Source organism: Pseudomonas sp. RIT-562 (assembly GCF_026241895.1).
Taxonomy (GTDB): domain Bacteria; phylum Pseudomonadota; class Gammaproteobacteria; order Pseudomonadales; family Pseudomonadaceae; genus Aquipseudomonas; species Aquipseudomonas mandelii_F.
In genome coordinates this window covers 137,299-161,385 of record NZ_JAPJIV010000009.1, presented here as the reverse complement: position 1 = coordinate 161,385, position 24,087 = coordinate 137,299, and the positions used below count along the sequence as shown (strand labels likewise).

24 protein-coding genes, 1 tRNA gene and 2 pseudogenes are annotated in these 24,087 nt (G+C 60.9%); 10 read left to right on the top strand and 17 right to left on the bottom strand.

Features of this window, described 5'->3' with window-relative positions; translation table 11 throughout:
- Positions 1–8 precede the first annotated feature (8 nt).
- From ORL50_RS13995 to ORL50_RS13965, 8 genes and pseudogenes are all read right to left on the bottom strand, one after another.
- Positions 9–1,577 carry an ABC transporter substrate-binding protein gene (locus ORL50_RS13995; RefSeq protein ID WP_416236031.1) on the bottom strand — a complete coding sequence of 523 codons (1,569 nt, stop codon included), beginning with the start codon at positions 1,575–1,577 and terminating at the stop codon, positions 9–11.
- Between the two features lie 381 nt (positions 1,578–1,958).
- Positions 1,959–2,684: a methyl-accepting chemotaxis protein gene (locus ORL50_RS29125; RefSeq protein ID WP_416236030.1), complete on the bottom strand. Its 726-nt coding sequence runs from the start codon at positions 2,682–2,684 to the stop codon at positions 1,959–1,961.
- 132 nt (positions 2,685–2,816) lie between these two features.
- Positions 2,817–3,101, bottom strand: a pseudogene (locus tag ORL50_RS29120) (HAMP domain-containing protein); the annotation flags it as partial.
- A gap of 559 nt (positions 3,102–3,660) precedes the next feature.
- The gene (locus tag ORL50_RS13985; protein WP_266015735.1) at positions 3,661–4,410 is read right to left on the bottom strand and encodes a DUF72 domain-containing protein; all 750 of its coding nucleotides are present in this window, start codon (positions 4,408–4,410) and stop codon (positions 3,661–3,663) included.
- 13 nt (positions 4,411–4,423) lie between these two features.
- Entirely contained in the window at positions 4,424–4,990 is a 567-nt protein-coding gene (locus ORL50_RS13980; protein WP_266015733.1) for a nucleotidyltransferase family protein, read from the bottom strand.
- Between the two features lie 98 nt (positions 4,991–5,088).
- Positions 5,089–6,108, bottom strand: coding sequence for a sensor histidine kinase (locus ORL50_RS13975; protein WP_266015731.1), 1,020 nt, complete (start codon positions 6,106–6,108; stop codon positions 5,089–5,091).
- A gap of 8 nt (positions 6,109–6,116) precedes the next feature.
- Positions 6,117–7,576, bottom strand: a pseudogene (locus ORL50_RS13970) (ATPase domain-containing protein).
- Positions 7,573–8,007, bottom strand: a complete 435-nt coding sequence (locus ORL50_RS13965) for a hypothetical protein (protein ID WP_266015729.1) — start codon at positions 8,005–8,007, stop codon at positions 7,573–7,575. The pseudogene ORL50_RS13970 and the gene ORL50_RS13965 overlap by 4 nt, the downstream one beginning before the upstream one ends.
- Positions 8,008–8,180: 173 nt before the next feature.
- Here ORL50_RS13965 and ORL50_RS13960 point away from each other — a divergent pair, with 173 nt between their 5' ends.
- The 3 genes from ORL50_RS13960 (at position 8,181) to ORL50_RS13950 (ending at position 10,819) form a co-directional block, all read left to right on the top strand.
- On the top strand, positions 8,181–8,585 hold the full coding sequence (locus ORL50_RS13960) for a hypothetical protein (RefSeq protein ID WP_266015727.1): 405 nt from the start codon (positions 8,181–8,183) through the stop codon (positions 8,583–8,585).
- A complete protein-coding gene (locus tag ORL50_RS13955) occupies positions 8,579–9,271 on the top strand; it encodes an RES family NAD+ phosphorylase (protein ID WP_266015725.1) in 693 nt (230 codons plus the stop codon). Before ORL50_RS13960 ends, ORL50_RS13955 begins: the two co-directional genes overlap by 7 nt.
- 213 nt (positions 9,272–9,484) lie before the next feature.
- Positions 9,485–10,819, top strand: a complete 1,335-nt coding sequence (locus ORL50_RS13950; protein WP_266015723.1) for an amidohydrolase — start codon at positions 9,485–9,487, stop codon at positions 10,817–10,819.
- 270 nt (positions 10,820–11,089) lie between these two features.
- On the opposite strand, the gene ORL50_RS13945 is transcribed toward ORL50_RS13950, so the two are convergent.
- Together ORL50_RS13945 and ORL50_RS13940 are read right to left on the bottom strand one after the other, a co-directional pair.
- Positions 11,090–11,587 carry a DUF1543 domain-containing protein gene (locus ORL50_RS13945; protein ID WP_266015721.1) on the bottom strand — a complete coding sequence of 166 codons (498 nt, stop codon included), beginning with the start codon at positions 11,585–11,587 and terminating at the stop codon, positions 11,090–11,092.
- Between the two features lie 26 nt (positions 11,588–11,613).
- A complete protein-coding gene (locus tag ORL50_RS13940; protein WP_266015719.1) occupies positions 11,614–12,006 on the bottom strand; it encodes a GFA family protein in 393 nt (130 codons plus the stop codon).
- 237 nt (positions 12,007–12,243) lie between these two features.
- Here ORL50_RS13940 and ORL50_RS13935 point away from each other — a divergent pair, with 237 nt between their 5' ends.
- Positions 12,244–12,783, top strand: coding sequence for a glyoxalase superfamily protein (locus ORL50_RS13935; protein WP_266015717.1), 540 nt, complete (start codon positions 12,244–12,246; stop codon positions 12,781–12,783).
- 38 nt (positions 12,784–12,821) lie between these two features.
- On the opposite strand, the gene ORL50_RS13930 is transcribed toward ORL50_RS13935, so the two are convergent.
- A complete protein-coding gene (locus ORL50_RS13930; protein ID WP_266015715.1) occupies positions 12,822–13,034 on the bottom strand; it encodes a hypothetical protein in 213 nt (70 codons plus the stop codon).
- Positions 13,035–13,229: 195 nt separating this feature from the next.
- Here ORL50_RS13930 and ORL50_RS13925 point away from each other — a divergent pair, with 195 nt between their 5' ends.
- The 4 genes from ORL50_RS13925 (at position 13,230) to ORL50_RS13910 (ending at position 16,555) form a co-directional block, all read left to right on the top strand.
- The gene (locus tag ORL50_RS13925) at positions 13,230–13,406 is read left to right on the top strand and encodes a hypothetical protein (RefSeq protein WP_266015713.1); all 177 of its coding nucleotides are present in this window, start codon (positions 13,230–13,232) and stop codon (positions 13,404–13,406) included.
- A gap of 64 nt (positions 13,407–13,470) precedes the next feature.
- A complete protein-coding gene (locus ORL50_RS13920; protein WP_266015711.1) occupies positions 13,471–13,899 on the top strand; it encodes a nuclear transport factor 2 family protein in 429 nt (142 codons plus the stop codon).
- Between the two features lie 104 nt (positions 13,900–14,003).
- The gene (locus ORL50_RS13915; protein ID WP_266015709.1) at positions 14,004–15,380 is read left to right on the top strand and encodes a pyridoxal-phosphate dependent enzyme; all 1,377 of its coding nucleotides are present in this window, start codon (positions 14,004–14,006) and stop codon (positions 15,378–15,380) included.
- A complete protein-coding gene (locus ORL50_RS13910) occupies positions 15,377–16,555 on the top strand; it encodes a trans-sulfuration enzyme family protein (protein WP_266015707.1) in 1,179 nt (392 codons plus the stop codon). Before ORL50_RS13915 ends, ORL50_RS13910 begins: the two co-directional genes overlap by 4 nt.
- Positions 16,556–16,572: 17 nt before the next feature.
- Here ORL50_RS13910 and ORL50_RS13905 read toward each other — a convergent pair.
- The 4 genes from ORL50_RS13905 to ORL50_RS13890 form a co-directional block, all read right to left on the bottom strand.
- Positions 16,573–16,647, bottom strand: a tRNA-Gln gene (locus tag ORL50_RS13905).
- 250 nt (positions 16,648–16,897) lie between these two features.
- Positions 16,898–17,278: a RidA family protein gene (locus tag ORL50_RS13900; RefSeq protein WP_266015705.1), complete on the bottom strand. Its 381-nt coding sequence runs from the start codon at positions 17,276–17,278 to the stop codon at positions 16,898–16,900.
- 395 nt (positions 17,279–17,673) lie between these two features.
- A complete protein-coding gene (locus tag ORL50_RS13895; RefSeq protein ID WP_266015703.1) occupies positions 17,674–19,863 on the bottom strand; it encodes a TonB-dependent siderophore receptor in 2,190 nt (729 codons plus the stop codon).
- A 295-nt stretch (positions 19,864–20,158) separates the two neighbouring features.
- The gene (locus ORL50_RS13890) at positions 20,159–20,638 is read right to left on the bottom strand and encodes a VOC family protein (protein ID WP_266015701.1); all 480 of its coding nucleotides are present in this window, start codon (positions 20,636–20,638) and stop codon (positions 20,159–20,161) included.
- A 108-nt stretch (positions 20,639–20,746) separates the two neighbouring features.
- On the opposite strand from ORL50_RS13890, the gene ORL50_RS13885 reads away from it, so the two are divergent.
- Positions 20,747–21,466, top strand: coding sequence for a class I SAM-dependent methyltransferase (locus tag ORL50_RS13885; protein ID WP_266015699.1), 720 nt, complete (start codon positions 20,747–20,749; stop codon positions 21,464–21,466).
- Positions 21,467–21,550: 84 nt separating this feature from the next.
- Positions 21,551–22,717, top strand: coding sequence for a GGDEF domain-containing protein (locus ORL50_RS13880; RefSeq protein ID WP_266015697.1), 1,167 nt, complete (start codon positions 21,551–21,553; stop codon positions 22,715–22,717).
- On the opposite strand, the gene ORL50_RS13875 is transcribed toward ORL50_RS13880, so the two are convergent.
- Together ORL50_RS13875 and ORL50_RS13870 are read right to left on the bottom strand one after the other, a co-directional pair.
- The gene (locus ORL50_RS13875) at positions 22,710–23,198 is read right to left on the bottom strand and encodes a signal peptidase II (protein WP_266015695.1); all 489 of its coding nucleotides are present in this window, start codon (positions 23,196–23,198) and stop codon (positions 22,710–22,712) included. The two genes, ORL50_RS13880 and ORL50_RS13875, sit on opposite strands and share 8 nt — an antisense overlap.
- Before the next feature lie 284 nt (positions 23,199–23,482).
- On the bottom strand, positions 23,483–23,941 hold the full coding sequence (locus ORL50_RS13870; RefSeq protein ID WP_266015693.1) for a MarR family winged helix-turn-helix transcriptional regulator: 459 nt from the start codon (positions 23,939–23,941) through the stop codon (positions 23,483–23,485).
- Positions 23,942–24,087 lie beyond the last annotated feature (146 nt).

Sequence of the window (24,087 nt, the reverse complement as noted above, 5' to 3'; positions counted from 1 at the left end):
ACTCCGCCTTACTGAGCCGCGAGGCTCACGCCCCACAGTCGTGGCTTGGCCACCGGCCAGGAGTGATAGCCACGGACGCTGTCGCGCAACGCGCCGATGATGGTGCCGTTGTAGATGATCACCATCGGCGTGTCCTCAATCATCATCTTGTGCAACTGATCGAACAAGGCCTGGCGCTTGCCGGTGTCACTCTCACGCACGGCCTCGCGCAGCAACCCCTGGGCCTGGGGGTTGTCCCAGACCTTGCGCGGCTCCTTGCTCTTGTCGCCCATCAGCGAATCGAATCCCAGGGCCGGGTCCAGTCGCGACGAATAGGAGAACGACATCATCTGGTAATTGCCGCTCTGGTAACGCTCCAGCTGCGTGCCCCACTCCAGGGTTTCCATCTCGATGTTCAGGCCGCTGCCCTGGGCCATGGCCTGGCTCAGTACGCCCATGTCGAACATCTGCTGGTAACGCTTGTTGACGATCATCTTGATCGGCTGGCCTTTGTAACCGGCCTCTTTTAACAGGCGCTGAGCTTGCTCGGGGTCATATTTGTAGCCCTGCTTCGCGGTGGCGTCGTAGAAGGCGCTGGACTGTGGAATGGCCGAGTTGTTCGGCTCCGACAGCCCGTTGGACAAGGCCGTGACCATTTGTCCGTAGTCCAGCGAATGGGCGATAGCCTGGCGAATGCGCACGTCCTTGAGCAACGGATCGTTGGTCTGGAACAGCAGGCCGCAGATCGCCATGATCGGGCTGACCGACACCTGAACCCCCGGCAGCGCCTTGAGCTCCTGGGCATCGCTGGCGGTGACGTCGGGCAGCAGGTCGATGTTGTTCGACAGCAAGGCGGCCTTGGCTGAAGACGCATCGGGAATGATCATGAAGCGCAGCACGTCGACCAGCGCCTGTTTCTTGCCGGTGAAGCCATCCGGACCTGCATCGTCTCTGGCGCTGTAGTCCTTGAAGCGCGCCAGTTCCACCGATTGGCCGGGTTTCCACTCGGCGAGGGTGAATGGCCCGGTTCCGATCGGAGCTTTCCACTTACCGTCGGCCGCCACCGAGTCCGGGTGCAGAATGCCGCCACCCCCGCAATCCGGGCGGGACATGGACGCCAGGAACAGCCCGCTCGGCTGGTCGAGAGTGAACACCACAGTCAGGGGATCGGGTATAGCGATGCCGGTGATTTTTGCCCCGCCGCGACCATCGAACTCCGCCAGGCAGCGCCACTGGGTTTGCGGATTCAGGTAGTGCTCCCATGTCCATTTGACGTCAGCCGCCGTCAGCGTCGCGCCATTATGGAAACGCACCCCGTCGCGCAGTTTGAAGGAGTAGGTACGGCCATCGTCGGAGACCTGGACTTCCCGGGCCAGCAATGGGCCAACCGAGGCATCTTCACGATGGGCCACCAGCCCCTCGACGATGTGCAGCATCACGGTATCGGTGTTTTCGTCACGGTTGACGCCAGGCTCGGTGCTGCGGATATCGGCGTTGAGGCCGACACGCAAGGTGCCTGCGGCCTGGGCCTGCGCAAAGGCTGCGCCTAGTGCAACCACACTGAGGGCTTGCAGGGTGACACAGAGGGATCGGTTCAATAAGCGATGCACGGGAGAGGTTCTCCTTCGCTGAAAAGTCCGGCCAGGGGCAGTGCCGGCTTCAAGCCTGTGTTTATGTCGTTTTTGTTATGGCCTGATCGTGATCAGCGCCGCATGCGATTTTGTTTTTTTAAATTCGCACGGACATATTCACAGCATGCATGCTGCTTGTAAATGTTTTTTTATGCATTTAAAAACATTGCTGATGTTTTTTGGCGCGTTGACAAAACAAGGTCAAAAGATCGCAGGCTGCGCCAGCTCCTACAGATTGGGCGGGTGTTCGCAGAATTGCGCCACGCCACAAACCCGTAGGAGCCCGGCTTGCCGGCGATGGCGATCTTGCGGCCGTCATCGCTGGCAAGCCAGGCTCCTACGCACTGGTCAAAGTCGGAACCTGTCCACCGATTGCGACAACTGCCCCGCCAGGCTCGCCAGTTCATCGGTGGTCGAGGCCGTTTGGCCGATCACCCGGCTGTTGCCCTCCGACATCCCGGCAATCATTTCCACCTGATGGGCGATTTCGTTGCTGGCCAGGCTTTGCTCACCAATGGTGCGAGTGATGTCGTTGACCAGCTGCGTGGTGTTCAACGTGGCGTCGAGAATCTCCCGGATCGCCCGCTCGACCTCGGCGGTTACCGCCATGCCCTTGTCGACCTGCGCCACTCCGGCCTCCATGCTGCTCACCGCTTCCCGAGTGCTTTGCTGGATGCGTGCAACCATGCCGGCGATTTCCTGGGTGGAGGCGCTGGTACGGCCTGCCAGGCTACGGACTTCGTCAGCCACCACGGCAAAACCACGGCCCTGCTCTCCGGCGCGGGCAGCTTCGATCGCGGCATTCAGTGCCAGCAGGTTGGTCTGGTCAGCAATGCCCTTGATGACCTGGATGATGCTGAAGATCCCTTCGGACTCCTTGTCCAGGGTACGGATGACCTGCGCCGACTGCTGCGCGGAACGCGCGATGCCGTCCATGTCGCTGACCACCTGATGGATCACCCGACCGCCTTCCTTGGCCAGGTTTTCCGCCTGATTGGCCATGTTCAACGCGCGCTCGGCATGCCGGGTGATCTCTTCGATGCTCGCCGTCATTTCACTGGCAGCGGCGGCCATGGTGCTGGCGGCGCTGCTCTGCTGCTGACTGCTGTCGGCCACCTCGTGGCAACCACTGCTCAACCGTTCACTCATGCCGCTCACCCCATGGGCGTTGCTGCGCACGACTTCGATCATGCCGCGCAAGTCGCGCTGCATAGTCGCCAGGCTGCGAATCAGGGTGCTGGCTTCATCCTTGCCGGCAGGTTCGGCAATCGGTTCGCTCAGGTGCCCGTGGGCGATGCTGTCGGCGATGCGACTGGCGGTTTGCAGCGGTCCCATGATGCTGCGCAACACCCAGCGCCCCTGCACCAGCAGCAACAGCAGGCTGGCGATCAGGACACCTGCGAGGGCAACGTTGGCGTTGCTGATGGCCTGCTGGGTACCAACGCTAGTCTGCTGGGTATCGCTTTCGATCAGTTCGCTGAGCGCAGCCATCTGGTCTTCGAGCTGGCTGAACGCGGCATTAAAACTGCCCAATTGCTGCTGCGCCGCCTGCGGATCCTCCAGCGCCAACCCGACTATGCGTTCGGCCGCGTTGATATAGGTATCGAGGCTCGGCTTGATCTGGTCCAGGCCAGCTTTGATGGTAGCGTTGACCGGCAGCTTGAGGTTGTTGCCCAGCACCTCACGAAAACGGGTCGCGTGTTCATCGATGGAGCTACGCACCTCGGCCTTGCTGCTGGTGCTCTTGCCAAGCCCCACCAGCATCGCCGACAACACATCGGCGCGCAGGGCGTCATGCATCATGTCGGCTTCGAGGTGGTTGCGCAGCGCAGCCATGCTGACTTCGCTGTCACTCACCGCCCCGGCCATCTGCGTGTTCCCCACATAACTGACCAGGCTCATGACCAAGGCCGTGAGCAGGCCGGTAACAATCAGCAGTATCAAGCGTAATTTTATCGACACTCTGTGCATCCCCGATCAGTTGGGCGCAACCATGCTGCAGATGGCTGTTCTGATCAGGTTATCGACTGCACGAAGCGGTAATTGAAGGCTATTTGCAAACGAGCGTTTTGTTGCCCGCCGGGGCGAGTAACGACTGCAGGGTCAAGGCATTGCCCACGGCAAAACCGCTGGCGGTATTGTCGAAGATGCACCAGGCCTGGTGCCCTGCCTGAGTCGCAATTTGCACCTGCTGCGCCAGCGCCTGCAGGCGTTGGCTGTCGTAGGCACTGTGGTAGATGCGGGGCGAGCCATGCCAGCGCCAATACTGAATCCCCGGCCAGCCACCCGGCACGTCACCCCCCGGAATCGCCGCTGGATCAGCCGCTACCCGACCGACCTGCTCCGCCACCAGCAGGGCCTGCGCGTTTTGCCAACTGGCATGGCGCGGCTCAACTACCACAGCCCCGGTGTAACGCAGGCGCAAGGCGCGGAAAAATGCCGATGCTACGGCTTCGTCGTACGCCAGCGACGGCGGCAACTGCACCAGTAAACAACCCAGGGCATCGCCGAGGGCCGTGCATTGACCGATAAATTCATCCAGCAGCAGCTCGCAATCCTGCAAGCGCTGAACATGGGTGATCAGCTTGGGCAACTTGACCGAGAAGCGAAACCCCGGCGGAACCGATTCGGCCCAGCGCAAATAGGTCTGTGGGCGATGTGGTCGGTAAAACGAACTGTTGATTTCCACTGCCGTCAGCCGTGACGCATAACGCTGCAGGTGAGTGCCCTCGGTGGCAAACATCGGCCACTGGTCCCGGGGCAGATTCCAGCCGGCGCAGCCGATGCACGTTGTTATCATGGTTTGTCCTGGGTTAAACAGCTGGATAAACAATCTTCAACCAGGGCCAGCGCTCCTGATAACTCTGGGCTTTCTGTTCGAACAGATCGAACTGATGGTTCACCGGGTTGATCCGCAGCACGCCGTTCTCGACGTCTTCCAGGCCATAGGGCGCATATAGCTCGCCGCCCGGCACATCCACGCCAATGCAGGTGCCGGCGATCAGGTAACGATCAATGCCCTCCTTCGCCGACTTGAGCTGGGGATACGCCCCGCCAAAGCGCTCGCCGTACCACAGGTGCACGCGTGCCTGGTTCTTGATCTCAATATTCAGTTCAAGGTCTTCGAACAGCGCCTTGGCGGCGAGAATGACCTGGTTCTCGGCTTCCCAGGACAGGTCCTGGTCAAAGTAGAAAACGTCGTAGTCCTTGATGCCCCACGCTGCGGGTTTGTCGTCGTGATGGTTCCACACCGCCTGGAACAGGCAGCCGGCAGTGAGCATGCATTGGTTCAGGCCAAGTGCGGGCAACCGTTCGAGAATCTCGACGTTGGCCGGGTTGGTCCTGGCGATTTCCATCAAACGGTCGTGGGTCAGTGTCATTGCGAACTCCTTGTCAGCCATCAGATCCCTGGAAGCAGGACAATACAGCAAAACAAGCGAGCTTTTTATCGCCAGAAAGGGGGGCCTTGCACCAACCCTCAGACCAAGGGCAACGTGACCACGAACTCGCTGCCCAAGCCATCGCCTTCGCTGTGACCGGTTACGCGACCACCGTGCGCCTCGACCAGCTCTCGCACCACCGTCAAGCCGATGCCCAGGCCAGCACTGTTGAAGCCGACAGCCTGGATGTCCTGCACGAAGGGCTCGAAAACATACGGCAGTGCCTGGGCGGAAATACCGATGCCGTTATCACGAATACGCATGATCAGTTCCCCGCCGTTGACGGTTACCGCCAACGTGACTATACCGCCCTCTGGCGTGTACTTGGCAGCGTTGCCCAGCAGGTTGCCGAGGATTTGCGTGAGGCGCACGGCATCGCCATTGACGGTCAACGGCCCTGGCGGCACATCGGCCGTGAACTGCAGCCTGTGGTCGTTCATCACCGATCGGCACAGTTCAATGGCGTCTTCAATGATCGGGACCATATCGACCTGGCAGCAGTCCAGGCGCAACTTCCCGGTGCTGACGCGGGCGACATCAAGCAAGTCTTCCACCAACCGTGACATGTGCCTGACCTGCCCTTCGATCAACTGCTGCATGCGCGGCAGCTCCGCGCTGGGCACCCGTACCAGGCGCCCGGCGATCAGGCTGATTGGCGTCAGGGGGTGACGCAACTCGTGGGCGACCACCGCCAGGGTGTTGCGTTGCTGCGCCAGCGTTTGTTCGGCTGAGGCTTGCAGTTGTTGCGCGCTGAGGGCGGCAATAACCAGCTGCTCGTTGGCTTCGCGCATCTCCAGGAACAGCCGTTGCTCGCTATCGGTACGCCGGTTTATTTCGGCATCGGACTGCGCCGAAAGAATCCTCAGCACCAGCTGTTGATTGGCCTCGATCAATTGCTCGACCTGCTGATTGTCCAGCCGCTGGGTGTTGGCCTCGCTCAATTCCTGTTGCAGGGCCATCAGCACCGCCCGCGCTTCAACGGTTTTCTGACCCAGCAGGAACAACTCACGAGCGGCAGTCACCCGCGCTTTTTCGTCCCGGTCATCAGCACCGTCCATGATATCCCTCATCCATTGTCGAGGTCGGTGTGGCGCCGGGTCGGGCGCCCGCCGAGCAAACCTTCCTGATCCGGCAAGCGGTCGCCGATCTGCAACCCGTCATTGTCTATGCGGTACAGGCGCAACTCGTCAGAGTGCGCGCTGGAGCGCACCTTGACCACCGCCATGATCCGCAGCAAGCGGCTCTGCACTTCAATGTAGCGCTGCACGATGATCGCGTCGGTGAGGAACGCCGTGCCGTAGGGGCTGAATCGCAGGTCGGTGTAGCGGTCTTCCAGCTCGGAAGTCATCAGCACGCTGACCCCTGCGCCGGTCAATGCGGTGACCATGCGCGACAGCGACTCGCGAAAGTCTTCGCGGAAAGTCGGCGCCAGCGCCAGTTCGAAACCTGACAGTGAGTCGATCACCACCCGGGTGGCTTTCAGGCGGCGGATTTCACTGAGCAGCAAGTGCACGATTTCATCGATGGACAGGTCCGGCGCGCGGCTGTCCACCAGGCCCACCTTGTCGGCCTCGATCAGGGCGGCCAGGGTAGCGTTCTGCGAATGGTTGGGACGCTGTTCGAAGACTGCGATCACGCCGGTTTCGCCATTGCGCGCGCCTTCGGCCAGGAAGGTCGCGGCGAGGATGCTCTTGCCCGAACCCGAAGGCCCGGCGACCAGCAGCGAATAGCCACGAGGCAGGCCGCCGCCGAGCATTTCGTCGAGCTGCGGCACGCCCATTTTCAGGCGCTCGCCGATGGGTGCCCGAGGCGCTTCATAGCGGTCGGTGGCCACCGGTGCAAAGACCTTGATCCCCGACGTGGCGATACGGAAGGTGTGCAACCCCGGCAGCGTCGGTTGGCCGCGCATCTTCATGATTTCCATCTTGCGCACCATGGAGTTGCGCTGCACGCTCTGACGCAGCCAGATCAAGCCGTCGGCCACGGTGAAAATCGGGTTGGTGTCGGTTTCAGTGAAATACTCGCCAATCAGGAAAGTCGTCGCCTGCCAGGTGGTCATCAACATGCCCAACTGCTGGACGAACTGCGGCAGGTTGTTGTTCGGGTTGTTCTGGGTCTGGCTGGCCAATACTACCGAGCGGAACGAGTCGACAAAGACCAGCGCCGGCGCATGGGTTTGCACCTCGCTGACGATGCGCCGCAGCACTTCGTCCAGGTCGCCGGCCAAAGTGTCGTCGGCCAGGTTGATATAGCGTACGGAGTGGTTGATGGCTTCGCTGTCGAAGAAGTCGAACTGCTGCTGGTAGCGCAGCATCTTCAGCGGCGGTTCGCCAAGCACGGTGAGAACAGCGCCGGGCGCTCAGGTGTCGCCAGGGCGAACATCATCTGGTGGGCCAGGGTAGTCTTGCCGCAGCCTGGCGGGCCGGCGATCAGGTTGAACGAAAATTCCGGTAGTCCTCCGCCCAGCACTTCGTCCAGTCCCGGCACGCCCGTGGCCAGACGGTTGATAGTTACTTTGCTGCTCATGGCGAAATTTCCTGCGAAGGGGTGTCGCTCAGGGAAGGTCCCCACACGTCACAAAGCAAACGTGCGGTGAGCGAGGGCCCGATCAGCGTGATCAACAACTCATAAAAGGTGGTCAGCATGACTTCGCTGAAGCGCAAAGCGTCGGCAGCACTCTGCTCGACAAGCAGCGACTCGAGGGCCAGCACATCCTGCGAAGCCTGCACACTGTCGCAGGTGCCGGCCAGATGCGGCTGCTTGCCTATGCAAAGGTGCAGGCTGCGGCGGTAAAGTGCGACGGCCCCCTGCTTGCCAATGATCGGCGTGAGGGCTGCATCCATATCCTGCAAAGTGGTGACCAGCGCCTGGGCAATCCTTGCGGAGCCAGCGTCGGGGCCCACTCGGTGCGCCAGAGAAGCTACGATCTGGCGGCTCTCTTGGCTTTGCGTGGTCATGGCAAACTGATATCTGATGAACAGTCCTTGATGGTACACCCTATGCCGCTCACGAACTCATTTAAACGCGAAGCAGGCGGCTCGTGTCGCAAACGGTGAAATAACCGCCACTTGATCTATAGACGCAAAAAGCCTATAAATTAGTCTATAGATTAGCAGCCGAGGCACATCTGATGGCAATCGCCCTTCCCTCCCAGGCATTTTCCAAGGACCAATGTGTGGCCGGCCTGCGCGCTGCGGTAGGTATCATTGAGAAATGGGCCGCATCCGCCGAGCAGGCGTGTCGGATCCTGCGGATTTCCCGCAGCACCCACACCCGCGCCAAGCAGCGCGACCCGGACTGGTCGGTGACCCTGGATGCCGATCAGATGCAGCGCATCAGCTTTGTGCTGAACATCCACGCGGCGCTGCGGCTGGTGTTTGATAATCCGGAAAACGTCTACGGCTTCCCTGCGATGGCCAATCACAACGAGTTCTTCAACGGACGTTCGCCCCTGGAGATCATGGCCCAGGGAGACATGATCGCGCTGTACGAGACCTTCCGCCGGATCGACGTATTGCGGGGCGCGCAATGGTGACGCTCAGCCGCTTGCCGACCTTGGCTGGCGAGCAGGTGCAGGCTTATCGCCTGGTCAATTCGAAGTTCCCGCCGATCAACCTGTTCGATGACGTAGCCGACGCCCAGGAATTCGAGGCGCTGTACCAGATCCAGGCGTTGACCAATCCTCGGCTCAGGAACGAGCTGGGCCAGATCGAGATGATCCCGCGCTGCGAGATCCCCTTCGGCATTCCCGGCTGCTCCTACGCCACCGCGCCCTTCACCCACGTCAACCCTGCGGGCTCGCGCTTCAGCGATGGCAGCTTTGGCGTGTTGTACCTGGCAGCCTCGATGGAAACTGCCCTGGCCGAAGTGCAACATCACCAGAGCCTGTACTGGTCCAGGGTGCAGGGGCTGAACTATGAACGGTTTGTCTTTCGCGGACTGGCCTGCGCCTTCGTCGATGCAGCGATGAAAGACGCGACGTCCATCGCCATGAAGGATCCGATCTACGCGCCCGACGATTACGCGGCTTCCCATCGCCTCGGCAAGAGTGTCAAGCAGGCTGGGTGTCCCGGCCTGCGTTACCACTCGGTACGCTTGGTGGGCAACCACTGCTGGGCACTGATGACGCCCAGGCCGGTCTCGTCGATCATCCAGACTGCCCATTACGAGATGATCTGGAACGGGCAGATTACCGGGGTCAACCAGATCCACGAAGCCTGATTCCAGCGGTAAACGACAGCGCTGGCGCTATCCGGCCAGTGCTGATCGCTGTCCATATCGTGCAGGTTTTTTGCCCTTGGTAGGGAGCTGCAAACAAATATCAAAAGCCGTGCGATTACCGGTCATTCACCTTTGCTGCCCTGCCTGGGAGCCCATACCCTTGGGCGCGGCAATGTCTGCCGGACTATAAAAAACATAAGAGAGAACCTTACTTTGAAACGCCCGATCCTAGCGCCCTTGTACCTGTCCCTGTTGACTGCACTGGGTGCCACCTCCAGCCACGCAGCCGACCAGGACTGGGTAGACTCCGCAGTCAGCTCGGTCAACCAGCACGTCATTGAACTGCGCCAAACCATTCACCAGCATCCCGAGCTCGGCAACCAAGAGGTCAAGACGGCCGCGTTGGTCGCCGCCCAGCTCAAGGCGTCGAACATCGAAGTGCGCACTCAGGTCGGCAAGACGGGCGTGGTGGGTGTGCTCAAAGGTGGATTGCCCGGCCCAGTGGTGGCCTTGCGGGCCGACATGGACGCGCTGCCGGTGAAGGAGATGACCAACCTGCCCTTCGCCAGCCAGGCCACCGGCATTCGACTGGGCAAGAGCGTGCCGGTAATGCACGCCTGCGGCCACGACACCCACACCGCCATGCTGTTGGGTGCAGCGAAGGTGCTGGCCGAGCATCGCGACCAGCTGCGCGGCACGGTGGTGTTCCTGTTTCAACCTGCTGAAGAAGGCGCCGCCGATGTCGACGAGTTCCAGACTGACACCTTGATCGGCGCGCAGGCGATGATGCGCGACGGCGCCCTGGACTCGCCCAAGGTCGAGGCGATATTCGCCTTGCACGTGATGGCGGGCTACCCGACCGGGCACCTCTACTACAAGGCCGGAACAGTGCTCAACAGCAGCGACTCATTCCGCATCCAGCTCAAGGGGCAACAGACCCATGGCTCGGCGCCCTGGAGTGGCAATGATCCGATAGTCACCAGCCAGGGCATCATTGCCGCGATGCAGACGCTGGTCAGCCGACGCATCGATCTGACCAAGGGCATGGGGGTGATCAGCGTCGGCACGATCAATGCCGGGGCGGCGTCGAACATCATTCCCGAGACATTGGAGATGACCGGGACCATTCGCACCAACAACGCCGACATCCGCGACACCATCCTGCAGAAAATGCCGCCACTGGTCAGCGGCATCGCCAGTGCTTATGGAACCGAAGCCAAGTTGCTGCTGGTCAACAATGCTCCGGTCACCGTCAATGACCCGGCCCTGACCGAAGCCATGGTGCCGGCCCTGGAGCTGGCAGCACCGGGTAAGGTCACGCGGCTTGAGTCATCGCTGTCGCCCAGCGAAGATTTTTCCTACTACGCCCAGAAGGTGCCCGGCCTGTTCGTATTCCTCGGCGCCACCCCGGAAAACCAGGACATGACCACCGCCCCAAACAATCACAGCCCCAACTTCACCGTCGATGAAGCCACCTTTGCGACCGGGGTGAAGGCACATGTGCAGTTTGTGCTGAACTATCCGGAGCACGCCAAGGGCAAATCCTGATTGGTTAACCCGGTGGAATCGGCTGCCTGACAGGGACTCATCGCTGGCAAGCCAGGCTCCTACAATGACCGAGGGTGTACTCGGGATTGGGTTCGGCACAAACCCGTAGGAGCCCGGCTTGCCGGCGATGGCGATTGTGCGGGCGCCATCGCTGGCAAGCCAGGCTCCTACAGAGATCTGTGCCACACGCAGATGATGCATGCACCCCAAATCCCGTGTAGGAGTGAGCCTGCTCGCGATCGCGGTTATGCAGGTATCCCCCAACACCACTCACCCCGGCAGGACGATGTAATCGTTACCCTGAACAATCCCGCCATGTTCACCCTCGACCAAATGAATGTAACGCCCTCCCACCAGGTCAATCGGCAGGCAATCATCCACATCCATCAGCGCATCGGTATGTGACTGGGTCCAGTGCGTCGGCATTTGCCGCTTGCCCTTCGCAGCCGCTTCTTTCCTGTTCCGGGCAACCACCAGCAGATAATGGTGAGCCTCACCAAACACCGCAGGTTCATAGCCTCCCAGATTGATGAAGTACAGGCGCGGCGAGTCCGCTGCGGGGGCCAGCGGGCTCAGTTGTACTTTCCAGCCTTCGACACCATCAACCCGCATCCACGAGTCGATGTGCACGCCGGTGGGACTGCCGAACCAGCCTTGTCGTAACTGCGCATAAGTCTCTTGCAGACTATCGGCAACAGCGAACACCACATCGTGAACCTCAATCCTGGCGCGCGGATGTTTACCCCCCAGCATTACCACAAACAGCATGCTCGTCCTCCCGATTGCACCTGCGATTACTCCTCAAAACGCCCCGAAGTGGGCCGATCACCTGCATAGTGCCGCGCCAGCGCAAACGCCGGCAACCAGGCCTCGCGACGGCAATTCCAGCTTTCGTAGGTAGGCGTCAGTTGGTCTGGCGCATCCAGCGACCCCAGGTTCACCTCGACCTCATCCGCACTGCGGGCGAACACCGACGAACCACAACGCGGACAGAAAAAGCGCCCGGCATAGTCTCGGGTCTCGCCCTCGACGGTCACTGCGTTATCGGGAAATATTGCCGACGCATGAAACAGCGCGCCGTGGTGCTTGCGACAGTCGAGGCAGTGACAGAGGCCCACCCGATAAGGCCGTCCTCGCGCCTCAAGCCGAACGTTGCCACACAGGCAACCACCAGTGAATCGGTCCATGGTGCATCTCCTCTGAATGCGTCCCTGAAAAGCTAGCAGGCCAGTGCAGTGCAGTGCAGGCGGGTTCTTCCCCACGCGCCAGCGGCTGTGTACTATCAGCCCGGGCTGATGCTGCCCGCCGCTCGCTTCCGCAAGGAAAGGTGAAAGCATTGATTCCTCACCCCAATCCTGTCGCAACTCTATGACGGTCGAGGTTGGCAATGCGAGCACCCACATGTCTCGATCAAAGGAGCTGTGATGATTTCTATCGAACAAGCCAAGCAAATGGCCAAGCGGCTGCGGGCCTCGCTGCAAATAAACGATCAGCCGGCGTCCCATTCCATGGCGCTGGAATTGGTCGCCCACCAGCTGGGTTACAAGGACTGGAACACCGCCGCCGCGCTGCTGCCCACCGAAACAGCGCAACCCGCGCAACCCGCGATCAGCTTCAGCAAAGCCATTCCGATCCTGCGAATGTTCGACGAGACCAAGGCGCGTGAGTTCTATCTCGACTTCCTGGGTTTCAGCGTCGAGTTCGAACACCGCTTCGAAGCCGACCTCCCCCTGTACCTGGGGATTGCCCGCGACGGCCTGCAGCTGCATCTGTCGGAACATCACGGTGACGCGAGCCCAGGCTCGACGACGTTCGTGCCCATGCACAATATCGAGCTGTTGCGCGACGAGCTGCAGGCCAAACGCTACGGTTACGGCCGCCCGGATATCGTCGAGCAAGGCTGGGGCAAAGTCCTCGAAGTCTATGACCCTTTTGGCAACCGCATCCGGTTCTGCCAGGACTGACACTACCTCTGCGGACCGCTAACAGCCGGTCCGCTACTTTATTGGTTTGCCGCTTCGAGTCCCGAATCCGGCACCACGTTGAGGAAGGCATTCCAGTGCTCATACGCAGCGTGGTGCCTCTGGGTGGCTTCATCCCAAGCAGGCCCGGACACGCATCTGGAAGACACGAGCAACATCATGCCCATGGTGGCTGCGTCCAGTTCAATCAGCAGCGCGTGGGATTGTATTCTGAAGTCTTCGACCGATGTCATAGAGTGAACCCCGGGCGGATAGCACCGCCATTGCAGAGCAAAGCTCTACGGAACATCGAGTGCGGCCATCGCGGAAGATTCAGCCGGCCTGACCGCCGGTAGCTCCTGCAGGTGGCAGCGCAAACTGGCGGAACCCGTGCATGCGCTCCCTGCCTAACGATTGAATCTGAAAATCAGCGGGGAGCCCCTATGCACATGTCCGAGCCATCTCAAATAATGGAAGCGTTGTCTGCCAATGAAGCAAACCTCAAAATGCAGGAGGGCTGGAAGCTCATCAACGTCGTGGTGACGACTCACCCCAACGGTCACCTCCGTCCCTGCCACATCCTCGGAAAATCCAAAGCAATGAATGAGGAGCAAGTCGCGGACTGATTGATATGCAGGCTGATTGAGATAAAGTCAGCCTTCGCATAACAACAAAAACAGGAGTTGACCCATGTCCGACCTGAAACTGCACCCTAACGCCGCAGCCTCCCTGCAACAATGGCACGCCATGATCAGCAACGCCGACTTGCAGGCCTTGCCCGGGTTACTCGACGCCAATGTGGTCTTCCGATCGCCGATGGCGCACACGCCCTACCCCGGCGCCGCAGTGGTTTCGATGATCCTCAATACGGTGTTCCAGGTATTCGAAGACTTTGAATATCACCGCGAACTGGCGACGGCAGACGGCTTGAATGTAGTGCTGGAGTTCAGCGCCAAAGTCAGTGGCAAAGAGCTCAAGGGCATCGACATGATCCGGTTCAACGAACAAGGCAAGATCGTTGAATTCGAAGTGATGGTGCGCCCCTTGAGCGGCTTGCAGGCGCTGGGGGAACAGATGGGCCAGCGGCTTGGCGCCTATCTGGCGGCCAGCAAGGGTTGAGTTGCCAACCCGGCCATCCCGACCTATGGTCCTTTCCATACCAATCGCGATCAACCGCAGCCCGTTACTGACCCTCCGTTGCAATAAACAAGCGAGGTGATGACATGCCAAGCGACACCCGCCCTGCCGTACTCGAATTGATCGGCAACACGCCCCTGGTGCGTGTCAGCCGTTTTGACACCGGCCCCTGCACCCTGTTTCTCAAGCTCGAATCCCAGAACCCCGGCGGCTCGATCAAGGACCGCATTGGCCTGGCCATGATCGACGCCGCCGAGCGTGACGGGCGCCTCAAGCCCGGCGGCACCATCGTCGAAGCGACTGCCGGCAATACCGGGCTCGGCCTGGCGCTGGTGGGCCGCGCCAAGGGCTACCGGGTGGTGCTGGTGGTGCCGGACAAAATGTCCACCGAAAAAGTCCTGCACCTCAAGGCCATGGGCGCTGAAGTGCACATCACCCGTTCCGATGTCGGCAAGGGTCATCCCGAGTACTACCAGGACGTCGCCGCACGCTTGGCCCAGGACATTCCCGACGCCTTCTTCGCCGATCAATTCAACAACCCGGCTAACCCCCTGGCCCATGAATGCAGCACTGCGCCGGAAATCTGGGCGCAGACCCAGCACGACCTGGACGCCATCGTCGTCGGCGTCGGCTCCGCCGGTACCCTCACGGGGCTGACGCGTTTCTTCAAACGGGTGCAACCGGACCTGGAAATGGTCCTGGCCGATCCAGTCGGCTCGGTCATGGCCGAATACAGCCGCAGCGCCACCCTTGGCACCCCCGGCTCCTGGGCCGTGGAAGGCATCGGCGAAGACTTCATCCCATCGATCTGCGACCTGTCCAGCGTGCGCAAGGCTTATTCGATCAGCGACGAAGAAAGCTTCGATCACGCGCGCCAGCTGTTGCGCGCCGAAGGCATTCTCGGCGGCTCGTCCACCGGCACCCTGCTGGCTGCGGCATTGCGTTACTGCCGCGAGCAAACCGAGCCCAAGCGCGTGGTCAGCTTCGTCTGCGACACCGGCACTCGTTATCTGTCCAAGGTCTACAACGATCAATGGATGAACGACCAGGGCCTGCTGCAGTACAAACGCTACGGCGATTTGCGCGACGTGATCGCACGGCGCTTCGAGGACGGCCGGGTGATCAGCGTTGGCCCGGACGATACTTTGCTCACCGCCTTCCAGCGCATGCGCCTGGCCGATGTCTCGCAACTGCCGGTGCTGGTGAACGGCAAGCAACTGGTCGGCGTGATCGACGAATCCGACATCCTGTTCGGCATGCAGGAAGACCCCGCGCACTTTCGCCTGAGCGTCGCCAGCGCCATGACCGACAAGGTCCAGACCATCGCCCCCGGCGCGAGCCTGGCCGAACTGCAAGCCGAACTCGACCGCGGGCTGGTGGCGATCATCGCTGACGCCTCGGGCTTCCACGGCCTGATCACCCGCTTCGACCTGCTCAACCACCTACGGAGATCCCTTGCATGAGCCAGCATGACCAAAACGCCCCGGCCCAGGCCTTTGCCACTCGCGTGATTCACGCAGGGCAGACGCCGGACCCTTCCACCGGGGCGTTGATGCCGCCGATTTATGCCAATTCCACCTACCTGCAACAGAGCCCCGGCGTGCACAAAGGCCTCGACTACGGCCGCTCCCACAACCCGACGCGCTTTGCCCTGGAACGCTGCGTGGCAAACCTGGAAGGCGGCACCCAGGCCTTCGCCTTCGCCTCGGGTCTGGCGACTATTTCGACCGTGCTCGAACTGCTCGACGCCAACGCCCACATCGTCTCCGGCAATGACCTGTATGGCGGCACCTTCCGCCTGTTCGACAAGGTTCGCCAGCGCAGCGCCGGGCACCGCTTCAGCTACGTGGATCTCACCGACCTGTCCGCCTTCGAAGCGGCACTGCAGGACGACACGCGAATGGTCATGGTCGAGACGCCGACCAACCCGCTGTTGAGCCTCACCGACCTCGCCGCCATCGCGCGCATCTGCCGGGCCCGGGGCATTATCTGCGTGGCCGACAATACCTTCGCCAGCCCATGGATCCAGCGCCCGCTGGAACTGGGTTTTGACATCGTGCTGCACTCGACCACCAAATACCTCAACGGCCACTCGGACGTCATCGGCGGCATCGCCGTGGTCGGTCAGAACCCCGAACTCGCCGAACGCCTGGGCTTCCTGCAAAACGCCGTCGGCGCCATCGCCGGCCCATTCGACGCATTCCTCACCCTGCGCGGCGTGAAAACCCTGGCCCTGCGCATGGAGCGTCACTGCAGCAACGCACTGGAACTGGCCCAATGGCTGGAACGCCAGCCGCAAGTGGCGCGCGTCTACTACCCCGGCCTGCCCTCCCACCCGCAGCACGAACTGGCCAAACGACAAATGCGCGGCTTCGGCGGCATGATCTCCATCGACCTGAACACCGACCTGGCCGGTGCCAGGCGCTTCCTGGAAAACGTCGAGATCTTCGCCCTGGCGGAGAGTTTGGGTGGCGTGGAAAGCTTGATCGAACACCCGGCAATCATGACCCACGCCACAATTCCGGCACAAACCCGGGCACAGCTGGGCATTGGCGATGGGCTGGTGCGTTTGTCGGTAGGCGTTGAGGATGTAGAGGACCTGCGCGCGGATTTGGCTCAGGCGTTGCAGCGAATCTAGGAATTGAAAGCAGAAAATGGCAGGGGCGGCTGGATTCGAACCAACGCATGGCAGGATCAAAACCTGCTGCCTTACCGCTTGGCGACGCCCCTGTATCGATCGCGACGAGTGCTGGGCACTGTCTTTTTGATGGTGTAGCGGGTGAGCAACGGCGGGCGTTGCTGCGTTCGCTGCCAGTCCCGTGAGGGCCTGTGCAGGAATGGGCGCAAATTTACCAACTTCTGCGTCGAGTTGGAAGCAAAAGATTGAAATAATTTTGTTTTAAAACAGCCGCTTATCGCTTGGCTAGGATTGCAGCGGCGACTTGGCCTGCCCCGCCAAGCCGCCGAGGCAGATTTAATCTCAGCCCTTGGCCGCCATTGCAGTGACTTCCACACGCATGCCTTCCACCGCCAGCGCGGCCACGCCGACTGCGGCGCGCACCGGCCATGGCTTGGCGAAGAAGCGTTTGTAGACTTCATTGAAGGCCGCGCGATCAGCCATGTCGGTGAGGTAGATGGTCAGGTGCAGGACGCGATCCATGGAACTGCCGGCGCCCTCAAGCGCCACCTTGAGTGCCTGCAGAGTGCATTCGCTTTGCAGCGTGATGTCGCCAAGTTCCAGGCTGCCATCGGCGTGGGTCGGGATCTGCGTGGAGACCAGCAGACCGCCGAAGCCGGCGACGTCGGAGGAGATTGAATCGGCGTCGTGGTCGGGGATGAAGGTAATGTCTTGGTTGGCCATGGGAGTCTCTTGTCAGGGGGATCGTGAAAGCTTAGGGGCATAGTCTATAGATGTTGCTGCGCCCATTGTAGGAGCTGGCTTGCCGGCGATGGACGTGAACGAAAACGTGTGTTCCCTAGATGAACGCCGCGTTCTTGAGACCATCGCGAGCAAGCTTTGCTCCCACAAGTATCACCATTCACAAGTATCACCATCCACAAATATCACCATCCACAAATATCACCATCCACAAATATCACCATCCACAAATATCACCATCCACAAATATCACCATCCACGAGTATCACAATCTTCAGGTGTTCATTTGTCCAACAACGGATATGTATCCAAGACCTAGACCAGATCAAAAGATCGCAGCCTCGTTCCACTCGACAGCTCCTACAGGGTGGTCTCGATCACAGCGTCCACTTCAAAGAAAACATCACATTACGCGGATCGCCATAAGTGCCGCTGCCGCTCGCCGTAGGAATGCCCTGCCAGTACTTTTCGTCAAACACGTTATTCAAATTGACCCGCGCATCCCAATGCTCATCCAGGCGATACCCCGCCATCAGCCCGAACACCCCATAGGCATCCTGCTCCGCATGCCCGGTCCCGACGCGGCCGTAAGTGGCACTTTGGGCCAGAACATCGGCACCAATGCGCAGCTTTTCCAGGTTGCCGGTCAAGTGGTAAGTGGTCGCCGCCTTGAACAGATGCTTGGGCTGACCCGGCGCGAACAGCTCGCCTTTCTGATAAGTGCGGTCCTTCACATACTGGCTCAACACCAGGGTGTAGGCCGCCGAAGCCTGCCAGTTCTGCGTCAGCGCACCGCTGATCTCGGTGTCGATACCGCGACTGCGCACCTCACCCGCCGCTTCATAGCAGGTGCGATTGGTCGCCCGGCAACTGTCCGGCTGGTCCGGGATCGCATAGGCGCGGTTTTCCTGGGTCATGTCGAACAGGGCCACCGACGCATTCAAGCCGCCGTCGAAGTATTCGCCCTTGATGCCGATTTCGTAGCTTTCGCCGGTCATCGGGTCCAGCACCGCACCGGCCACGTCCTGCTGGGTCTGCGGCTTGAAGATTTCGGTGTAGCTGGCGTAGGCCGAGTAAGTATCGTTCAGGTCATAGATGATCCCGGCGTACGGGGTGACTTCCTGAGTGACCTTGTAATCGCCGGTGCCCGAGCGATTGTCATAGTCATACCAGCTCAGCCGGCTGCCGATGATCACGTGCAGCGGATCGATCGGGTTGAAGCGGGCCGCCGCGTAGACGCCCTCCTCCGTCGCCGTGTTTTGACTCTGGTACGGCGTGCGATCGCCAGCGTTCGGCTTGGGAATCACGCTCGGATCGAAGTTATAGATGTCCACCGGTGTGGCAGCGCTCCAGAAGCCGCCTTTCTGGTCGAACTTTTCCTGGCGACGGCTCGCGCCAACGGTCAATTCGTGCTCACGGCCGAACAGCTGGAACGGGCCCGAGAGGGAGCCGTCGAGGTTGGTCTGCACGTCCGTGGTGTCGTACTGGCCCGACGACTGGGTGAAACCGCCGCCACGGGCTGCGTTGAGGTAGCTGGAAAAGGTGTTGGACTCTGCCCAGATTTTTGCCATGGCCAGCCTGGAGGTCCAGCCGTTGTCGAAATGCGTGGTCAGGTCGGTGAACAGGGTGACGTTGTCCCGATCCCAGTAGGCCCAGTCGTTGCTCAGGAAGGTCGAGCGCGGCAGGTGCAGGTCCTCGCCATTTGGTCCCGACGGCAGGCTACCCCAGTCGGAGGTAGCGTCGTCACGCTGCTTGGACGCGCCGAGGGTCCAGGTGGTCGCGTCGCTGAGGTCGGCTTCCAGCACTCCATAGAAGGTCTGGCGCTGTTTTTCGCGAACGTCGATGTAGCTGTTGTCGTCCTCATAGGCGGCCACCACACGGCCCCGCAGCGTACCGGCCTCGTTCAATTTGTTCGAGGCGTCCACTTCGGTACGGTAGCGATCCCAGCTGCCGGCGCTGGTGGTGATGCTCACCTGCGGGGTGGCAGTAGGACGTTTGCGCACCAGGTTCAAGGTCGCCGATGGGCTGCCGGCGCCGGTCATCAGGCCGGTGGCGCCGCGCACCACTTCAACCCGGTCGTACATCGCCAGGTCGGCACCGCTGATGGTATCCAGGGTAAAGGTGCTGAGGCTGGTCGGCAGGCCGTCATACATCAGGTTGTCGACGGTGAAACCGCGGGCGAGGAACTGCTGCCGGTCGCCGCCGAATTTGCGCAGGGTGAGGCCTGGGGCGTACTTGACCACGTCATTGAGGTCGTTCATGCCCTGGTCGTCCATGCGCTGGCGGGTGATCACACTGACCGATTGCGGGGTCTGCCGAATCGACAGCGGCAGCCCGGTGGCCGTGCTCATGGCCCCGGTGGTGTAGGAGCCGCTGCCCTCGGTGGTGGCGCTTCCAGCCACGCCGCCCACCGCATTGATATTGACCGGGCCCAGGTTCAACGCGCCTGAGGTCGGCTCGGATGCGGTAGCCGGATCACGCTCCACCGGGACGTTTGCTGCCCATACGGCAGTTGAAAGACCCAGGGCCAAGGCGCCGGTCAATGTGGGCATTAAGGGACGAAGCATCTCGAGAATCCTGTTGAGGGAAGGGAGACGTATCGGCTTTGCTGGGCAGCAAGCTCGCATTGAAAGAAGGCGACCGGCATATGGCAAAGAGCTACGACTGGGGGCCGGATATTAGCGAATCGCTCGTATTTGTAAATAGCAATGATTTACAACTAGGTATAAGTCTTGTTACATTTATTTGCTGGAAAACCGCCCACAGCCCCTCGCTGCGCGGCTTGAGCTAGAGCGCGCAACGAGGTCTGCAGAGGAAAAATATTACGGGAAAAGGCAAGTAAATCTGCCAAGGCCAACCCGATCAGCCCTTGAGTGCCGCTTCGATACCGGCGACGTCGATCTTGCCCATCTGCATCATTGCTTCGAACGCGCGCTTGGCAGCTGCGGGGTCCGGGTTGGTGATCGCGGCCGAGAGGATGCGCGGCGTGATCTGCCAGGACAGCCCCCACTTGTCCCGGCACCAGCCGCAGACGCTGGCCTCGCCACCGTTATCGATGATGGCATGCCACAGGCGATCGGTTTCCGCCTGGTCATCGGTGGCCACCTGGAACGAAAACGCCTCGGTGTGCTTGAACGCATCGCCGCCATTCAATCCCAGGCACGGGATGCCCATCACAGTGAACTCGACTGTCAGCACATCGCCCTGCTTGCCCGACGGATAGTCAGCGGGGGCGTGGTTGACGGCGTTCACGGCACTGTCCGGGAAGGTCTGGGCATAAAAGGTGGCGGCGTCCAGCGCGTCGCCGTTGTACCACAGGCAAATCGTATTCTTGCTGATCATCATGGCTCTCCAGAATCAAGGTTCCCCAACAACGGATTAGCCGATTGAGTCTAGCAGCGCAGGCCCATCGCCTATTCTTCAACTCAACCGTCCACTGCGAGTAGCGCCATGACCTCCCCCGAGTCCGACCTCCTGCAAAGTTGGCACCACAACGCACATGCCTGGATCGAAGCGGTCCGCAGCGGCTCCATTGAAAGCCGTCGGCAGGTCACGGACCAAGCCATTTTACTGGCGATCATGGGCCGCCAGCCCGAGCGAGTGCTGGACCTGGGCTGCGGCGAAGGCTGGTTGTTGCGGGTGCTGGCTGAACGCGGCATCAGCGCGGTTGGGGTGGATGGCGATGCGACACTGGTCGAGGCCGCACGGGCGGCGGGCAGCGCCCCAGTATACCTGGCGAGCTACGAAGCCCTGGTGGACTCAACAGCCGACATCGGCCGCGATTACCCGCTGATCTGCGCCAACTTCGCTCTGCTGCAGCAGGACATCATTCCACTGCTCAGCGCCATGAACGCCCTGCTCGCCCCCGGCGGCGCGCTGGTGATCCAGACGCTGCATCCGTGGAGTGCGGCAGCCGGCGACTATCAGGATGGATGGCGGCAAGAGACATTCGCCGGGTTCAGCGGGCAGTGGCAACCGATGCCGTGGTACCTGCGCACCTTGTCCAGCTGGTTCAACGCGCTGGACATGGGCGGTTTTCAACTGGTGGGCCTGCAGGAGCCGCAGCACCCGCAGAGTCCGGTGCCGCAGTCGTTGCTGCTGGTGGCTGAACCGCGTGTGCCGGTGATTGGGCGCAGATCCTCCACCGCGCACTTTGTCCGAACAGGTTAGTTTCCGCCATCCAGCCTCTGCGAAAAATCCGCGCAAACCCTTACAATCGCGCTTTTTCACCGCAGACAGACAGGCAACAAGGCTATGGCGCTCGATCCTCCCACGATGTTGACTCTCTCGATCGCCCTGGCAGCGGCCGCTGCGCTGTACCTGGCGATCGAGTGGCGGAGCATTCGTGAACCTTCGCTGCTGTTCTGGAGCGCAGGCTTTGCCACGATCACCGTTGGCTCGACACTCGCCTTGCTGCGCGGCAGCGGTTTGCTGTTGATCGGCATCTGGTTGGCCAACGGCCTGCTGGTAATTGCGCACTGGTTGTTTCTGGTCGGCGTCGCACGCTTTACCGAGACGCGCCTGTCCCGCGCCTGGTACCTGATTTTCCTCGCTTGGGCGGCGATGCTTCTGCTGCCGGACGACCCGTCGTGGTCCAAGGTCATGCTGGCGGCCAACTCGCTGCTGGTCGCGCTGTCCACCCTCAAGGCCAGCCTGCTCCTGCGCCCCCATGGCAAATCGCTGAGCGTAGGGGCGGTGCAACTGCGGTATGTGCTGCTGATCCACGGGCTGTTTTACCTGGCCAAGGCGATATCGGTGGTGATTCCCGGCACGCTGATCGATCTGGCGGCGTTTCGTGGCGAGATCATCCAGATTTCCCTGGTCGAGGGTGCGATGGCGATCATGCTGATCGCGCTGTCGATGACCGGTACCGAGCGCTACCGGCGCGAGAAGCGCATGGCGCGCCTGGCCGCGCGGGATCCATTGACCGCCCTGTACAACCGCCGCGCCCTCGAAGTGCGCTCGCCGCGCCTGTTGAGGGAAGTGGCGAGCACTCGACCGGGGGCCTTGCTGCTGATCGATATCGATAACTTCAAACTGGTCAACGACCTCTACGGCCACACGGCGGGCGACCGGCTGCTGGTCACGCTCAGCGAGATCATCCGCTCGGTCCTGCCAGACGGCGCACTCGCGGCGCGACTGGGGGGTGACGAGTTCGTCATCGTGCTGAACAACGCGTCCAGCGAACGAATCGTCGGGCTGGGCAGCACGCTACGCGATCAGTTCCAGCAAGTGGCCGCGCAGACATTCACCACGCCTGCGGCGGTGACTTTGAGTATTGGCGCTACCCTGTTCGACCAACCACCTGCGAGTCTGGCGGCGTTGATCGAACAAGGCGATGCGGCGCTGTATGAATCCAAGCGCGGTGGCCGCGACAGCATTCGATTGGTGGACAAGCGAACCAACGCGGCGCTCAATTAACGCCGCGTTTGTTCCTGAACTCGCTGACGAGCAAAACCGCAGCCCCGGCCATGATTGCGATGTCGGCGAGATTAAACACGCCGGTATGCACCGAGCCCAGATTGAGGATCAGGTAGTCAACCACGTGGCCCTCACGGAACACCCGATCAATCAGATTTGAAGCTCCGCCCAAGGCGATGAAGTAGATGGCCGCAGCCTTGCGAGGCGCTTGCGCCCAATGGCTCAAAGCCCACCAGACGGCCCAGCACACTACCGCGCCCACCCCGACGATGAAAATCAGCTGCTTGACGCCCGGCGCCAGCCCCGCACCCAGGCTGAGGAATGCGCCCGGGTTCAGGCTCAGGGCGATATCCAGCCAGGCAAAACTGCTGCCAAACCTGAAGCTGTCGAACTGCAGCGAATGCAACGCTTGCAGCTTGACCAGCTGATCGAAGGCAATGAAGACAATGCCAATCAACACTGCAAACAGCCGGTTTCTCATGACGTGTTCCATGAACGATCCTTTATCCATTACCGCAAATTTAACGCCCGGCCCTGCCTGGCGATAGCGGCGGCAAGATAACGCAGCTGATTTGTGGGGTCCATCGGCGCTGTCATTGATCGTGCAGCGGGTAGGAGCCTGGCATGCCAGCGATGGCGTCCGCAAAATCGCCATCGCCGGCAAGCCGGGCTCCTACGGATTTGTGCCGAGCCGTTATTGCGCGTACATCACGGTCAGTGTGCGAACTCTGATCTGGCGTGCGTCCGTTGGCCCGCCGGCACGACTCAATCGCGATCCTTGGTCGTGCGAATCAAATTATTGCGCAGCTTCACAATGGCCTTCTGCATATTCACAAAATCCTCCGGATCCAGCCCGGTCTGCGGAAAGCCATCTTCCGAAAGCCCTTCGCGCAATTTGCGGCCTTCACTGGTCAGGTTGATCCGCACCTGACGCTCATCCTCGGGGTCACGCTGACGGCGCAGATAACCCATCGCTTCGAGCTTTTTCAGGATCGGGGTCAGTGTATTGGACTCAAGAAACAGCTTCTCGCCCAGGCTGCCAACGGTCTGGTTATCCTCCTCCCACAGTGCAACCAGCGTGATGTATTGCGTATAGGTCAGCCCCAGCCTTTCAAGCATCGGCTTGTAGGCTTTGCCAAACGCGAGGTTGGAGGAATACACCGCAAAACACAGGAAGTCGGAGAGCTTCAGATCAAGGGCAGCAGGCTTTTCGGTGGATTTCATGGGCATTCTCTTGGGCCAGGGACTGAGGGACGCGTGCCTGGACTATACATCGCATGCGATGGTGTCGGTAGTGCTGCGCTCTGCTCCGGCCTCCTCGAAATGCGCCACGACCGGCCCGCCAGAATGTTCCTGGCGGGCCGGCGGTG

What these genes read in the sequence shown, in the direction of transcription:
- ORL50_RS13965 (WP_266015729.1), bottom strand. Translation starts at nt 8,007, where the DNA reads ATGACCACGCAAAGCCAAGAGAGCCGCCAGATCGTAGCTTCTCTGGCG.
- ORL50_RS13890 (WP_266015701.1), bottom strand. Translation starts at nt 20,638, where the DNA reads ATGATCAGCAAGAATACGATTTGCCTGTGGTACAACGGCGACGCGCTG.
- ORL50_RS13985 (WP_266015735.1), bottom strand. Translation starts at nt 4,410, where the DNA reads ATGATAACAACGTGCATCGGCTGCGCCGGCTGGAATCTGCCCCGGGAC.
- ORL50_RS13870 (WP_266015693.1), bottom strand. Translation starts at nt 23,941, where the DNA reads ATGAAATCCACCGAAAAGCCTGCTGCCCTTGATCTGAAGCTCTCCGAC.
- ORL50_RS13935 (WP_266015717.1), top strand. Translation starts at nt 12,244, where the DNA reads ATGATTTCTATCGAACAAGCCAAGCAAATGGCCAAGCGGCTGCGGGCC.
- ORL50_RS13920 (WP_266015711.1), top strand. Translation starts at nt 13,471, where the DNA reads ATGTCCGACCTGAAACTGCACCCTAACGCCGCAGCCTCCCTGCAACAA.
- ORL50_RS13910 (WP_266015707.1), top strand. Translation starts at nt 15,377, where the DNA reads ATGAGCCAGCATGACCAAAACGCCCCGGCCCAGGCCTTTGCCACTCGC.
- ORL50_RS13960 (WP_266015727.1), top strand. Translation starts at nt 8,181, where the DNA reads ATGGCAATCGCCCTTCCCTCCCAGGCATTTTCCAAGGACCAATGTGTG.
- ORL50_RS13945 (WP_266015721.1), bottom strand. Translation starts at nt 11,587, where the DNA reads ATGCTGTTTGTGGTAATGCTGGGGGGTAAACATCCGCGCGCCAGGATT.
- ORL50_RS13925 (WP_266015713.1), top strand. Translation starts at nt 13,230, where the DNA reads ATGTCCGAGCCATCTCAAATAATGGAAGCGTTGTCTGCCAATGAAGCA.
- ORL50_RS13940 (WP_266015719.1), bottom strand. Translation starts at nt 12,006, where the DNA reads ATGGACCGATTCACTGGTGGTTGCCTGTGTGGCAACGTTCGGCTTGAG.
- ORL50_RS13980 (WP_266015733.1), bottom strand. Translation starts at nt 4,990, where the DNA reads ATGACACTGACCCACGACCGTTTGATGGAAATCGCCAGGACCAACCCG.
- ORL50_RS13885 (WP_266015699.1), top strand. Translation starts at nt 20,747, where the DNA reads ATGACCTCCCCCGAGTCCGACCTCCTGCAAAGTTGGCACCACAACGCA.
- ORL50_RS13900 (WP_266015705.1), bottom strand. Translation starts at nt 17,278, where the DNA reads ATGGCCAACCAAGACATTACCTTCATCCCCGACCACGACGCCGATTCA.
- ORL50_RS13875 (WP_266015695.1), bottom strand. Translation starts at nt 23,198, where the DNA reads ATGAGAAACCGGCTGTTTGCAGTGTTGATTGGCATTGTCTTCATTGCC.
- ORL50_RS13930 (WP_266015715.1), bottom strand. Translation starts at nt 13,034, where the DNA reads ATGACATCGGTCGAAGACTTCAGAATACAATCCCACGCGCTGCTGATT.
- ORL50_RS13915 (WP_266015709.1), top strand. Translation starts at nt 14,004, where the DNA reads ATGCCAAGCGACACCCGCCCTGCCGTACTCGAATTGATCGGCAACACG.
- ORL50_RS13895 (WP_266015703.1), bottom strand. Translation starts at nt 19,863, where the DNA reads ATGCTTCGTCCCTTAATGCCCACATTGACCGGCGCCTTGGCCCTGGGT.
- ORL50_RS29125 (WP_416236030.1), bottom strand. Translation starts at nt 2,684, where the DNA reads ATGGCCGCCGCTGCCAGTGAAATGACGGCGAGCATCGAAGAGATCACC.
- ORL50_RS13955 (WP_266015725.1), top strand. Translation starts at nt 8,579, where the DNA reads ATGGTGACGCTCAGCCGCTTGCCGACCTTGGCTGGCGAGCAGGTGCAG.
- ORL50_RS13975 (WP_266015731.1), bottom strand. Translation starts at nt 6,108, where the DNA reads ATGGACGGTGCTGATGACCGGGACGAAAAAGCGCGGGTGACTGCCGCT.
- ORL50_RS13880 (WP_266015697.1), top strand. Translation starts at nt 21,551, where the DNA reads ATGGCGCTCGATCCTCCCACGATGTTGACTCTCTCGATCGCCCTGGCA.